Source organism: Variovorax multivorans, from assembly GCF_051216835.1.
Classification (GTDB): domain Bacteria; phylum Pseudomonadota; class Gammaproteobacteria; order Burkholderiales; family Burkholderiaceae_C; genus Variovorax.
The window spans coordinates 15,868-28,920 of the sequence record NZ_JBPJZL010000032.1; the positions used below are offsets into that span (position 1 = coordinate 15,868).

The following is a 13,053-nucleotide window of genomic DNA, read 5'->3' on the forward strand; positions in this document are numbered from 1 at the left end:
TTGGGTCCGTGGTGAACACCATCGTCACGGACACTCGCCCGCAACTCAAGGCGGGATCACCGCGCGCTTACTCAGCAAGTCCAGAGCCAGAGGAAACACTTTCAACGCGGCACCATGACTACTACTTTATGAACCAATAAAAGGCAGGTATCTCGCGAGTTCCTGGCAACGCCATCCAGTTGAATAGCACGGTCTTCGGGTCCGAGATAAGTTGATTCGAATCGTCGTCCCAAAGGAAGCCGGTATCCTGCAGACGACCAGCTCCGCTGAACACATGCAACGCGCCGTAGCAATACTCGGTCCAAGCGCCAGGCGGGCCTGAGCGGCCGTGCACGTAAACCTCCTTGGTTCGATTGCTCCATCGATATTCAACCTCGACATTGCCAGTCTCCATAACATCGGCCAGGGTCAGTCGCCCAAGAGGGACCGTAACAGAGTCATCGGCGGAAGTGCCGGCGTAGACCTGCCCATGTATCAAGGCGACCACAACGTCACGCACGACATCGCGCTCGAAAGTGATTTCGACTTGAGTTTCCAGAAATCTATAGATCCAAGTGTTGCCAGCAACAACGCTAGGAGATCCGAGAATTTCATGCACTCGAACTTTAGGGACCTGTGGCTCGATGTGCTCAAGCAGATTGCGAGGTGTCTTTCTAGACTCGACCACAAGCTCCGGCGAGTCCGGATCAAGCTCATTCCATGCGAGTGTCGCAATTCGCTCTCTTGTCAGAGCTTCCCGCTTCAAATTGATCATGAGCGGGCGAATCGATCCCCCCTCCCAAATCCTTGCCTCACGCGAAAGCTCAGCTTCACAATAGGCCTCCCACGCAGTCTGTGAGCGTTGCAGATCCTCTGAATCACCAATGCCATGCTCTTTAAGAAGGCGAATTGTCTCTGACAATTCATCACCGGCTTGGTCTGCTTTGCGATACGACACATCATTCATCTCGCCCTGCGTGATTGCGTTGTCGAAGGCCGGATCGCGGTCCACCTGCCGGGCATTGCCGGAGAGCTGCGATGCAGTTTCGGCGTAGCGCTCCGCGGTTGTTATGGCGGCGGCGGCCTCCTTCCCAAGAGCCTGGGCCTGGAAAGAGCGCAATTCCGAAATATTCGTTCCATCTTTCGCAAGTTGGCTTTTTAGGTTGGCAATTTTCGTAAGTAGCTCAATCTCTTCAATTGGCCCCTTCTTCTCGATCATGCGCCTTAGTAGGTAGCCCACCCCAGCTGCTGCGACTCCGAACGAAGGGAGTGCCACGGCTTTTACCCATTCACGCTGAAGGTAGGCATCCGCCGCAGCCAAGATCGATGTCAGGTCATTCATGTTCTTGGATCAGGCCTCGAGAATTGTGTGGCGGTAAAAGGCTACCAACTTATGAAGAGGTGCCTTCCTACCACAGACTCGTCGGGTTCATCAATCGAGTCACTTGATCTCTCAGGGTGGCACGCCAACCAGACCAGAAGACTGATGCACACCAGTTGTCGTCGAGATGATGGAATGGATTCGAGTTGTCCTATTCATCACCTCGCGAGCTTTCCTCACTCTCGCTCGCAGCAAGCCCGCTTCGCGAACGTGAAAACGCCCGAGTTGCCCGACGAGATTGGCCGTCCTATCGGCGAACTTATGCAGCTCAGCCCCGATGTCCTCTGCGGTAACGCGCTTCTCCAGTTCATAGACTTGTGTACGTACGGCCGACCGGCGCGCTTTGCTCCAAGAGGGCTTCACATTCACGATCACCTTGGTCACGATCATCCGCTGCGAGCTGGAAGAAATCTCATGCTTCTTACGTTTGGCGGAAAGACCGTTCCGCCGCAACATTCCGTAGACATCGGCGATGATTCGCTCCTGCTCAGCGGGCGTGATGTAGAGCTTGGACGACATCGCCATATCGTCAACGTAGCGCGAATATGTCAGGCCGTGCTCAGCAAGTTTGGCCTGTAGGTACGGTTCGTCCCTCCACAGCACCAAGTTCGCCAAATAACTGCTTGTACTAGCGCCTTGGGGCAAAGTGCCTGCTTTTGTGGTCAGCTTGGTTAGCAAGCGCGCCACCTCATCGCCAAAGCCAAAGAAGTGCCTCCAGATGTCCCACGCTCGCTCAGCGCTTACAGAAGGGAAGAACTTGCTCACGTCCTCGCATATCAAGAAGCGTGCGCCTGCATGAAGTCTGGCGTTCGTAACGTAGTCACGCCCCTTGACGCTGCCTGTAAGGTATTCGGGAAATCTGACCCGTTGGAGGATTGCCTCTTTGATGCGTCGCTGAATGGCTTTCAATCGCGGCTTCGCCGAGAACACCTCGCGGGTCGATCCGGGCCCCATCCGCACAGGGCGATATGAGCGATCCGCCACAGCGGCGATAGCTTCCAACTCGGCCAACTCGATCCGGAGTGCTTTGGCCAGCTTCTCGCTAGTCCAGATTGGGTCAAAGGGATAGCTTGGCTTGCTGAGGATCAGGCTCATTCAAAAGCTCCAAGGCCGTGAAAGCCAACTGCCCTGCAAGCTCTCGATCCAGCTTGCCGAGCTCACTTCCTTCTGCACCGAGAAAAAAGAGAATCTCTACCGGCATCCCTAACGCATTGGCAATGCGGGTGACTGTCGAGAGCGGCGGGTCGCGCCGATTGCGTTCCAGCATCGAAAGATACGATCCCGAGATATTCGCGCGATCGGCGAGCTCAGCTTGAGAAAGCTTGCGCTTTTTCCTCGCTAGCTGAATTGCGTTGCCGATGTCCATGCTCTACCTCTAAAAAAACAAAGTATGGGCTTGGGGTGTTCGGGTCTTCACATCTTGCTGCGAATGTTCGTCACGATACTGACGATCACCGCAATGATCTGAAGTGCACGAAGGGAAAGTGTTGCCACATCCGCTCCGTGTGTCCGCGACTCGAGATGCTGTTGCAGCGCCTCGATTACCGCGTCCAATTCAACCTTCACACCGCTGTCGAGTTGGCTATCGCAAGCACCACGGACCTTCTTCAGGACCGCGATGTGGTTCTTGCAAGTTTGTTTGTCCATGTGGACTCTCCTTACAGAGCGGAATTGCCCTGCGTCCCCATTCAAGGCAGCGCCGTAAAGGAGCCAACTCGACACCAAGCCCACCACAGTTGCCGCCGACTGCCGAACGTCCCCTCGTCGCCGTCGTACTGTGTGCCATGCACCACGTACTAAGCGTCGCCGGACCTTCGTCGTCCACTCACTGTCGAATCGACCGTGAGCTGCGTTTCAAGCCTCATCAACTGCCCGATGAAGCGGCACCATCACTGGCGCCCAACTACTGAGCCTTCTGCCTTCTGGGTAAAAGAATCACAAACTTTTCGAACCGCGCCGGGGCCATGTTTCCCCCCGCCGTGAGTTCGATTTGAGCACAAACTCGTACTCAAGTGGCTTTTATTGAACTGGCAGTTCATATTTATTTTGAATCAAAACGTAAACGGGCAATACCAAAGCAAGAGACGGGGGCCGGATAGTCACGGGATACACGCCCACTTCGGGGCCCATGTGACTGGTGTGGCAACTGGTGATCGATGACTTCTTCGGCGGCAAGCCTCGCCTCGAGCTCGCGCCACCGAGGTTCGTTGCTTGGTTTTGGCGAACACCAGTTTGTCGCCTTCGAACCCTTGGTCAGCAGGTCACTCGCAACCTACAACACGGGCTTGGCCGCTCCTCAATGCGCGCTGCCGCTTCTGTAGAGCCCGGGCAGCTTGGCACGCTCTCAATCGTACAAGTCGAAATCAAGCAAGACGTCTACCTCAGAGCGAGTGCAAACGCGAAAGCTCAAGAAGATCCTCGATGAGGGCTTTACCCCCTTCCCAAGGCTGTTGCGCAGCAAGTGCATCTGCCATCGCCGTCAACCGCACTGCGTGTACGGCTCTGGCTTCCTGCAGCGTCTGTCCCGGCCCAATCGGAAAACTCAACAATGAGCTTTCTTCTGCCACAAAGAACCACACTGCTCTGTGCTTCGGCTCCATCTCGGCAAACATCGCCAAGTAGTCTCGCAGAGTCGACTCGTAGATTGACTGTTTTTCGGACTTGGTCAATGCGTCTCCCCAGGCTCATGCGTGATGCCAGGATCCCGCCACCTGATCTCGCGCTTCTTCACTCTTGAAGTATCGAGCTCTCCGAATTCCGGATCGATGAAAGATCCGAGAGCGGTGTCAAACTGCCACGCGACTTGCTGTTCCTCGCCTACGCTGCACTCCCAAAGTGCTGTGCACCTGGACATCTTGATGGAATTCGTTCGCGTCATGTACTCCGGCAACACGACATGCAGCTTCACACGCTCCCATTGCTGCCCAACCAATATGCCAAGCGCATCACCTGCACGCACCACCAGATAGCAACTCCATCGCTGAAATTCGTCCCTGGCGACTCGGGGGAGCACCTGAACATGCCAGAGCGGCACATTGAAGCACTGCTCGACAAGATGGAACTGCCGCAACTCCGCGCCTTCATCTTTCTGAAACGGAGGCATATAGATCTCGAAACGGCTGTCGACTCTGAACATACTGAATTTTATTGTGGAAGATCGTCCGTGGTGCAATCGTACGCATTGGCGGACGATTTTGTCCATGCCGATCCCCTCGCCCAAACACGCGCTGGACCCTGCGCTTGTGGCGCTGGGACTGGCGATCAGGGCAACTCGACAAGCCCACGGGCTCTCACAAGAAGAGTTGGCTCATCGAAGCCAAGTCGATCGTTCCTACATGAGTAGCATCGAAAGAGGGACTCAGAATCCAGGGATCATGGTTGTGATCCGGATCGCCTCTGGCATAGGCGTTTCACTGGAAGAGTTGGCCGCGCAAGCGGGCATATGACGGATTTGCGGATTGCCGGTCTACATCCGCCTACCACCATCTACCATGCCCGCATTGTTCAGGCAGCAACCGGAGGAACTTCGACTGCATCATGAGCAGCGACGGCTCGATGGCGGGTTGCTCGCGCTTGAGCACCGGAAGAACTGAGGCGGCCTTTTTGGGCATTGGATCGAACTCGTCCGTTGTTCGGCGCGGGTAGGGCCCATAAGCATCCAAACGATTGGACGTCAACCAGACGTGCAACAAGTCGGCGGCCGGTCTACTTCTGGTCTGCCGTACGCGCAGCGTCTCGTGTCAACTCGACCCTTGCTCGGCATCGTTGACTCTAGCCGCAGCATGCTGGCGCTCAGGCCAGTGGCCAACCACGCGGGCAATTGCAGCAAAAATGCCTAACACAACTTGATCTCGAATTCCTCCCTTATTCGGGCGATTCCCCATCGGCCGCGTCTCCGTAGCATCTGACGACAAGTCGCATAAATGGGGGAGCCAGATGAATCGATCCATTCGCATGGGAGTCGCTTTCGCAGCAACGATGTGGATGGTTGTGCTGAGCGGTTGTTCTGGCGTCCGACTGTACCGAGCCGGCGAGGATGATGTGGCCAAGAAAGCAGTCACGGCTATCGCAGACGCCGACCTGAAGAACGCATTGGTGCCGGAACGCGTGGCGCTCAAGGAGTTCGCAAAGACAGAGCAAGAAGCCGTGCAACGGGACCAGCTCGCGAGGCGCGACAGCCGCCTGGTCGCCTGGCTCTCGGCCACCTCCAAAGACTACAGCTGGACATCGATGCAGGAGCACGTAACACGGCGGATCGACACCCTGGTCGGCAGCGCGGGTGACAGTCTCCGAATTGAGGCCAATGTGCGCCTGGCGCGGGAATCGCTGGACTTCCTGGAGCTGGAACAGCAGACCTACTTGGCAGCAAGCAAAGGCATGTTGCTCAAGTGCCCCACACCGAGCACACAGCGTCCCGCGCCTGGCACCGAACTCGCCACCTCTTTCCGCACATTCGACAACGCCTGCAAGAAGCATACAACGGCCATTGCAGATCTGGCCACCGCCTTCGCCTCCGGCGGTGGCGAACTCAGTCGCTTAGCCCGCGAGATCCAGGAAATCAAGATCGCGCGTGAAGATATCGCCAAAGCAGTGACGAAGGCAAAGCAGGAGTACGCCACCGCACTGGCAGCGACAAAGGCCCCCTCGGCTGGCAGCGATACCAGCCGAGCGCTGGCAGACCTCAAGGCCAAGTTCGACAAACTGGGCGAACTACCCAACGCAGGCAAGTTCAGTGGTGACGCAGTGCTGAGCCGCCTGGCCGATGCTGGCGCTCTTGAACAGCTGAAGGAAAAGCTTCGCCTGATACGCGAACTGATCGCCTCCATCAACGGCACCAAAGGCGCCGAATCGCAAACGGCAACCCAGAAGAGGGCCGCCGCCGTCGGCGCCCTGCTGGGTGCGCTCACCACTGAACCAGCGCCCCCGCTCACCGCACTGCTGCTGCAGGCCGAGTTCCTGCGGCAAGAGGCAGCAGGCCTAGAGTTGCGCATCGCCCGGGCCGACCAGAAGGTCGAACTTCTCGGAGCTAAACAGGCCAGCATGCAAGGGGAATTGCTCTTCCTAAACGACGTCAACAAGTCGTTGGACCAGTTCAGCAAGCAGTGCCCCAAAGTCGCGTCACTCTACGAGTCGTACCGACGGGCCAACTCGAACTGCAAGCTGCTGCTCGCGCGCGCGCTCGCCGGCTATATGAATGCCGCAACGTTCGGCCAGACCCAGCAGGAATTGCTGGACTATCAACTGATTGCGCTGGGCCACGAAATCGCACTCGACGACTCAGAGGTTGCGTTCGGCCAAGCTGATTCATTGATCCGGTTACCGGTGAATCAGTTGTCAAAGGCCTACGGCTCAGGCATCAAGCCAGAAGAGATCGGCAATCTCGTCAACGCCATTGGTTTGGGCGCGATCGCTGTGAGGGTGAAATGAACATAAAGAGCACCAGTTTTCTTTCGATCACGCTCGCCATCGCGCTTTGCGGATGTGCCAGTGATGGTGACCTGCGGCAAAGTTCCAAGACCCTGAGCCTGTATGTAGATCAAGCGCGCGAGAACGCGGTGACCTTTGCGCAGGACCGCGACCGCATCGCCAAGGCGCGCCTGGCTACCCTGAACTTCCTGCAGGCCAACGCATTGGCTTCTGAGCAGAACATCCAGACAGAACTGGCTATGCGCGATATCACTCAAGACAAGGATTGGAACGCGCTGTTTGAGGGGCTGCGGAAGTCGCCAGCGCTGATCACCAAGCAGCGGCTGGAGCGGCAGGACTTGGAGGCCTCGGCCCAGGCCGCGTTGAAGGGGGCCAAGAGCGCTGTGGCTGTCAAAGCAGGCAAGCTGACTGAGGCGTCCAGTGCGCTCGCGACCTTGGGGGAAGACAAGTCAACCACCGACGAGCTCAAGTTCTACTGGGACTTCATCAAAGAAGTAGACACAGCCATCAAGAAGAAGTCGGATGACGCCAAGGCCGTGGCCGGCCAAGCGGCGGACGCCAGCGAGCGCAAGAACTCCGTCAAGTGAGAGAAGGAGAATCACATGCCTGAAGCTTTGACCGCCAAATCGGGCGCCAGCACCGAACAACGTCTGCGATATCTGGAGCAGCTCGGCAGCACAAAGATCGGGTTGCAGAACGCCAATTTTGCATTGATCACCCGCCGTTCAATGGCCAGCATCGAGGAGAGCCGGCAGATCGACATCGACGTGAGCCAGAACAAGGCGGAGTATGCCAAGATGTCAGCCGCGTACGTACTGTACTTCGCACAGGACGTAAAGTTCAGGCCGCCGACACAGACCGAATTTGACGCCGTCGAAGCGGAGGTGGAAAAGATTGACAGGATCGTGGTAGCCAATGACAAGGCGTCCAAGATCATGGCGTCCGCCACGGCCCTGATCCAGGCCTTTAAGAGCACGCAGGCATGATAGGTTGGCTGCGAAGCATCGCGCGTCCGCTGCACGTGGGTATCGCGCTACTGCTGGCAGCCAATGTGTGCTGGGCGACTTCCACGACCTGCGAAGGAGAGCCTAGTCGCACCGAGGCGCCGTACACGGCCTCGTGTGACAGCAAAAGCGAGTGCATGGTGAACGACGTGCTCGAGATTCGGGCAGTGAGCGACAGCATTCCGCGTCTCACAGCCGTGTGTCTGCGCTTTGGGATTCAAAGCGACGTCACCATACCCATGAAAGTCTACGAGGCAGGACCTGGGCCGCAGTCGCCATTGAGCTATCCGCTCGCGCCGCAGATCGAGCGATGGCTGCGCGACGGCCTCAGGGAGAAGGCGCTGCGCAGCGCGCCCCGCGCCCGACTGCCTGTAGATGTGCTGCTTGTGAACAGTGCCGGCGCGATGTATGAAACGCCGCTCACCTTCGACCTTTCCGCTCTTTGGAGCAGTGGCTCGATGCCACTCCGCGTCACCGACGTACGTTGCGAACCCTGCAAGTTCGATGGCAAGGTGACGCTCATCGTGCCGGAGCTCAGCACATGGAAAGCCGTGACCAATGCAGACCCGGAGAAGTTGACACTGCTCTTGGACGGCGTGCGTGTTCCGGCTGCGATACCTGTCGTCTCCACTGCGCCCGATCACAGCGAGCTGACGTTCCGGCTGCAGCGTCAGATTGACAAGCCGGACAGCGTGGCTTCCTGGAATTCGATTCTGAAGAAGGCTTTGTCGGACCAGCCTGAGTTCAAGGTGGCATTGGCGAACGACAAAGGACTGCTGACCGAGGCCAAGCCAGGAGGCACATTCGATGTCCACGATCCTTCTAAGCGCCTGTTCTTCGTCGGACTGTTCGCGTTCTTCGTGGCGGTTGCGGTCGTTACTACCGGGGATAAGACGCAGTGGCGCTGGGTCCGTGATTCGTACGGCATCCCCGACAACCTCGTTCCCGACCATCTGCGGTCGTTTAGCCTGGGGCGCTCGCAGATGCTGTGGTGGACCATCGTGATTGCGGTGGCCTGGTTTGCAATTGGCTTCTCGACCGGCGACTGGATGAGCATCAACGAGTCTTGCCTGATCCTGCTGGGGATCAGCGTGGGCACGGCGGTGGGCGCGATGGTAGCGTCGCCAGAGAAGATGACTTTGCTGGTCAAGGACTACGAGGAGAAGAAGGCTGTGGCGAAAGAAAAGGTCGGAGACGCAGCAGCGCAGGCGGCTTGGCAGGCAGCCACCGCGGTCATCGTCAATCAAAAGAACATTCGCAGCAGTGGCTTCGTCCAGGACTTGGTGAGCGACTATGGCGAAAGCGCTGGCCTTCACCGACTGCAGAACCTGATGTTTACGGCGATCCTGGGAGGCTGGTTCATCGTTGTCGCCTTCCGCGAAGGCGGGATGCCGACGCTTTCCACGACGATGTTGACGTTGATGGGGATCAGTGGTTCGGCGTACGTGGGGTTCAAGATGGCCGGGAAGTGAACTCTATGAAAAGGCCCAGGAAACACGCATATGTGGCACCTGTCTGCTTGCTTGTCGCCCATCGCAAGCCGTCTGAACTTCCTAATCGGATTCGGCAGCTGAATATCTCCGTCGCCAACGATTCGTTCGACCCTGGGCCGCCAACGTTCAAGCCTTCCTCAACAGGTTGACCGGCAAGCCAGCGCGAAGCATGACAACAAACCACCAGTTCGCAAACCAGCTCCACGGGAGGTCGTAATGAAGATCTGCATCGATCCGGGTCACGGCATGAGCAATCGTCAGCCAGGGATCTTTGATCCAGGCGCTACACATTTCGAGAACGGCTTCGAGTTCGAAGAAGCGGCGATCGTTTTGCGCTATGGTTTAGCGTTGAAGGATGTGTTCAGAGCTCGCCAAGTCGACGTCTTCATGACGCGCGACGACGCATCTGACCATACCCCAGTCGGAAAACGAGCAAGCATGGCCAAATCCGCTGGCTGTGACATCCTCGTTTCGTTGCACATGAACGACTTCGATGACGACAGTGCCAATGGCTTCGAAGTCCTTTATGGCCAATCCTCAAGCGAGCCATTCGCTGCGGCCATGCAGGCGACACTCTTACCAGTGATCGATTTGCGCGATCGAAAAATCAAGATGCGCCCCGATCTGGCGGTCTTGAAGTTTGCTGGACCGGCAGTGCTCATTGAACTCGGATTCATTGCCAACGACAAAGACCGCAACAAGATTCTCGCAGCCGACACGCGCGATGCCGTTGTTCATGCGATCGCCAACGTTGTCATGTCACATTCATCGGTTAATCAAATCTGACGTCGTTTAGCTTCGTCGCGGCGAATGCCACGACCGCCGCGTAAGGTGAAGCGCTGTCGTTGCACACGACGCTGGCAATCAGATCCACTGGTGCAAGGCTGCCGAAGTGGCCAAGCTAGCTGAAAGTACGTTGTGTCCGATAGCAAAGCGAGGAGGTTTCCCGTGAATGCTGGCAAGCTTTTCTTTTGCGCCGCATGGTTCTCGGTTCTCTTGCTGCTTTTCGCCTGTACAGCACCCGCACCTGGTGCTTCCGCAGCGCCGCTCACCCCCTCTAGTCCATTTGCCCTGTTCCTGCAGGCACCTCACACGGATAGAGAGATAAGACTTGAAAAGGGTGATAGAGGTGATCGAGGACCACCGGGAAATTCCAGTGTCGGCCCTACGGGACCGGCGGGTCCGCACGGCGCTGACGGCCGCGACGGACGGGACGCCGTCCAGGGAACTGATGGGCGCGATGGACGCGATGGACGCGATGGACGCGATGGACGCGATGCAAGAAGTGCGAACGATTTCTTGTGTGAGCAATGCATACACCGCCAGCCAGAGGAGCCTAGCATTCGAACTTGGCTCTTAGCAGGAACATTGCTCATTAGTGTCCTCGCCTTTGGTGCATCTTCATGGTGGTCCAACAAGACCGCGAAGCTTTCGAAGCAGTCCTTCGAACTAGCCCAAAAAACCGCCCTTATCTCGCAGGACACGGTGCGAGTGAAAGTGTTTCAGGACCTTCGCAACGCCTTTGCCGAGTTCAGAGCCGCTCTCCCCCCCACCCCGTGGAAGTGCGACCAATTGCAGCCCCTCAAGCTCAGCGAGATGCTCGCGATGGAACGATATTGGCATCAGACGTTCGATGAATGGTTTGTTACGAACAAGCTGCAAGGCGACACGCTGGGTACTCTATGGAAGGACTACTACATCGAGGCCGTCAAGAAGATGAAGGAGAGTCCCGCGATGGTTGCAGCACTACTGCACGCGAAGTCTGGGTCCGTTTCAAAAGTCGATGAAGAGTTCTTCGAAGAGATGCTCAGCAAGAGTTTTCAAGGGACGAAGGTCTATAGAGACGCGCTTTTGTTAGCCGACGAGTGGGAGAGCCATATGAACGCCTTGGTCAATGGAGAGGCAAGAACAAGTGCATCCGTCCAATCGGCCAAGCCGGGTGTTCCCGATTCACGAGACGGTTAGTGTGGTGCGCCGATCAACGTCAAAGATTGACGCGTGCCCATGACCGCTGGAGTGTCCCGATAGGTATCGATCTCCGTGCAGACGTACCCCACGTTTCCGCTGATGCCCAGTCTTACCATGCAACTCCAAGCGAGACATGATCCAAGCCAAAGATCACTCGCGCACTGGAGGCTTTGCTGTCTCGACCGGCCGCCAACGTTGCACGCCTTCGGCTGTTCAGCCTCTATGCCCCACGCGCACAGCGTATCGGCGTTCAACCCAATGCAACCTCAAATTTTGGATCGCTTGAGGGAGGCGCAGGTCAGCGCGGCAAGCTCCTTCTCCAGTTCGAGAATTCGGTCGCGGGCGCGCAATTGCTCGCGATGATGACCAGACCGGCGCCGAGCAACTTCGCCCGCCTCATGCCAAGAGGTATACGCGCGCATTGACTCCGAGTTCTTGTGTCCAAGCCTAAGAGCGACCGCTCGCTCTATCGTGTCAGCGCTTGTGTCCAATCCCAAGGCCGCGCGGTGCTCGTACTCATGCTGCACTTCCTCTACAGCGAACTTGGCCCGCCAAGCGTGCAATGCGGTGCCCTTCACTGCACCCGTTGCTCTCATTGCCTTGGACATCAAAGCGGTCATCGCGCCATCCGTCAGAGGCTTTGCGTCTCGCGCCGACAGAAAGACACAGCCGCGATGAACATCCTGTGCAGCCCCATGTCTGGCGACCACGTCCGAGCGATAGGTCTGAACAAAATGGCACACCTGCTCGTGTAGGAAAACGGGAATCTCGAACGTATTGCCATAGCCGAACTTCTGACGTGCAGGCTTCAAGATGACGGTGTCTCGATCGGTCAACATGGCACCTTCTCCGCCAAATTGATCCACGTGCAAGGACTGGATGGAACCTCGCCGGAACCCCGTATAGGACGCAATGTCCGCGATGAGGCAATTTCTGTGACGTAAGTAGGACGACGCAGAGCGTGAGAAGAAGTATGCATGCACATCGTCGAGCGTCTGCTCCGTAGGAATCGTCCGTGGCAACGAATGCTTGCTTCTCGCAGTGCGCACGCGGTAGAGGAGCGGGTAGCGATCATGCAGCTTCGAAGCATGCTGATACGCCCTGCGTTCGTGTTGAGGGCGCGCGACCTGTGACGCGCTGCGAATCGACGCGCCCCCGATGCCGATCAAGTCGCCGCGCACACGCAATGACGCTTGCAACCACCACAGCCAATCGTAAACCCGCAAAAGCTTCGCATTGACTGTTGCCTCGGCTGCATGGCGGCTGCCTCTGTAGGCCGGACTTTGGAGAACCGCTGCTAGTGCGTCGTCGCGGAAGGAGGTCAACACCGCATCCGTTAACTCATCTAGTGCCAAGCCTTTGGAAACCAGAAACGCCCAGAACACTCGTAAACTGCCGAGTTCCTGCTTCACGGTGAGTCGCGACCATTGAAGCACGTCGATCGCCATCGACGCATAGTCGCAAAGTTCGTCGACCAGGCATTCACCCTGGAGATCGTAGGTCAGAAAGGCGAAGTTCGCGCCGTCTACCACGAGCGTCTGTTTGAACCTGTATTTCATACCGGCTTCAACGCAACAACCCGTTTTGCGGCGCTCGCGAGCCTTGCGTTCTCGGAACGAAGCTGCTGCAGCTCGTCTTCACGGCACGCCGCATTGTCATTTACCTCAACTATTAGCGATTGGAGCCGTGCGCGCAGCGTGAGGCTTTCCGACTTCGCAACGACAAGTTCGCGTCGAACACGCACGAGCTCGCGTTCGGCGATCTGCCTGAGCGTACGCTCGATGTGCTGCGCTCGCCGCGC

At 57.3% G+C, this 13,053-nt stretch carries 15 protein-coding genes; 7 read left to right on the forward strand and 8 right to left on the reverse strand.

The window, feature by feature from the left end; translation table 11 throughout:
- Nucleotides 1–121: 121 nt before the first annotated feature.
- The 6 genes from ACSFCA_RS36080 to ACSFCA_RS36105 form a co-directional block, all read right to left on the reverse strand.
- On the reverse strand, nucleotides 122–1,321 hold the full coding sequence (locus ACSFCA_RS36080; protein WP_435462935.1) for a lysozyme inhibitor LprI family protein: 1,200 nt from the start codon (nucleotides 1,319–1,321) through the stop codon (nucleotides 122–124).
- 111 nt (nucleotides 1,322–1,432) lie between these two features.
- On the reverse strand, nucleotides 1,433–2,455 hold the full coding sequence (locus ACSFCA_RS36085) for a reverse transcriptase family protein (protein ID WP_435462934.1): 1,023 nt from the start codon (nucleotides 2,453–2,455) through the stop codon (nucleotides 1,433–1,435).
- Nucleotides 2,418–2,726 (reverse strand): helix-turn-helix domain-containing protein, encoded by a 309-nt coding sequence (locus ACSFCA_RS36090; protein ID WP_435462933.1) that lies wholly within the window; start codon nucleotides 2,724–2,726, stop codon nucleotides 2,418–2,420. The genes ACSFCA_RS36085 and ACSFCA_RS36090 overlap by 38 nt, the downstream gene beginning before the upstream one ends.
- A 47-nt stretch (nucleotides 2,727–2,773) precedes the next feature.
- Nucleotides 2,774–3,007, reverse strand: a complete 234-nt coding sequence (locus ACSFCA_RS36095; protein WP_319356891.1) for a hypothetical protein — start codon at nucleotides 3,005–3,007, stop codon at nucleotides 2,774–2,776.
- A gap of 734 nt (nucleotides 3,008–3,741) precedes the next feature.
- A complete protein-coding gene (locus tag ACSFCA_RS36100) occupies nucleotides 3,742–4,029 on the reverse strand; it encodes a hypothetical protein (RefSeq protein ID WP_435462932.1) in 288 nt (95 codons plus the stop codon).
- Complete coding sequence (locus ACSFCA_RS36105; RefSeq protein ID WP_435462931.1) at nucleotides 4,026–4,562, reverse strand: hypothetical protein; 537 nt, start codon at nucleotides 4,560–4,562, stop codon at nucleotides 4,026–4,028. Before ACSFCA_RS36105 ends, ACSFCA_RS36100 begins: the two co-directional genes overlap by 4 nt.
- Here ACSFCA_RS36105 and ACSFCA_RS36110 point away from each other — a divergent pair.
- From ACSFCA_RS36110 to ACSFCA_RS36140, 7 genes are all read left to right on the forward strand, one after another.
- Nucleotides 4,561–4,806, forward strand: a complete 246-nt coding sequence (locus tag ACSFCA_RS36110; RefSeq protein WP_435462930.1) for a helix-turn-helix domain-containing protein — start codon at nucleotides 4,561–4,563, stop codon at nucleotides 4,804–4,806. The two genes, ACSFCA_RS36105 and ACSFCA_RS36110, sit on opposite strands and share 2 nt — an antisense overlap.
- Nucleotides 4,807–5,296: 490 nt before the next feature.
- Nucleotides 5,297–6,787, forward strand: a complete 1,491-nt coding sequence (locus ACSFCA_RS36115) for a hypothetical protein (protein WP_435477486.1) — start codon at nucleotides 5,297–5,299, stop codon at nucleotides 6,785–6,787.
- Nucleotides 6,784–7,374: a hypothetical protein gene (locus ACSFCA_RS36120; protein WP_435462928.1), complete on the forward strand. Its 591-nt coding sequence runs from the start codon at nucleotides 6,784–6,786 to the stop codon at nucleotides 7,372–7,374. Before ACSFCA_RS36115 ends, ACSFCA_RS36120 begins: the two co-directional genes overlap by 4 nt.
- 15 nt (nucleotides 7,375–7,389) lie before the next feature.
- The gene (locus ACSFCA_RS36125) at nucleotides 7,390–7,773 is read left to right on the forward strand and encodes a hypothetical protein (protein ID WP_435462927.1); all 384 of its coding nucleotides are present in this window, start codon (nucleotides 7,390–7,392) and stop codon (nucleotides 7,771–7,773) included.
- A gap of 155 nt (nucleotides 7,774–7,928) precedes the next feature.
- Complete coding sequence (locus tag ACSFCA_RS36130; RefSeq protein WP_435462926.1) at nucleotides 7,929–9,263, forward strand: hypothetical protein; 1,335 nt, start codon at nucleotides 7,929–7,931, stop codon at nucleotides 9,261–9,263.
- A gap of 237 nt (nucleotides 9,264–9,500) precedes the next feature.
- Complete coding sequence (locus ACSFCA_RS36135) at nucleotides 9,501–10,070, forward strand: N-acetylmuramoyl-L-alanine amidase (protein WP_435462925.1); 570 nt, start codon at nucleotides 9,501–9,503, stop codon at nucleotides 10,068–10,070.
- Nucleotides 10,071–10,232: 162 nt separating this feature from the next.
- Nucleotides 10,233–11,249, forward strand: a complete 1,017-nt coding sequence (locus ACSFCA_RS36140) for a collagen-like triple helix repeat-containing protein (RefSeq protein WP_435462924.1) — start codon at nucleotides 10,233–10,235, stop codon at nucleotides 11,247–11,249.
- 269 nt (nucleotides 11,250–11,518) lie between these two features.
- On the opposite strand, the gene ACSFCA_RS36145 is transcribed toward ACSFCA_RS36140, so the two are convergent.
- The gene (locus ACSFCA_RS36145) at nucleotides 11,519–12,811 is read right to left on the reverse strand and encodes a hypothetical protein (RefSeq protein ID WP_435462923.1); all 1,293 of its coding nucleotides are present in this window, start codon (nucleotides 12,809–12,811) and stop codon (nucleotides 11,519–11,521) included.
- Nucleotides 12,808–13,053, reverse strand: a 246-nt coding sequence (locus tag ACSFCA_RS36150; protein ID WP_435462922.1) for a hypothetical protein, incomplete at its 5' end; no start/stop codon positions are given. The genes ACSFCA_RS36145 and ACSFCA_RS36150, both read right to left, overlap by 4 nt.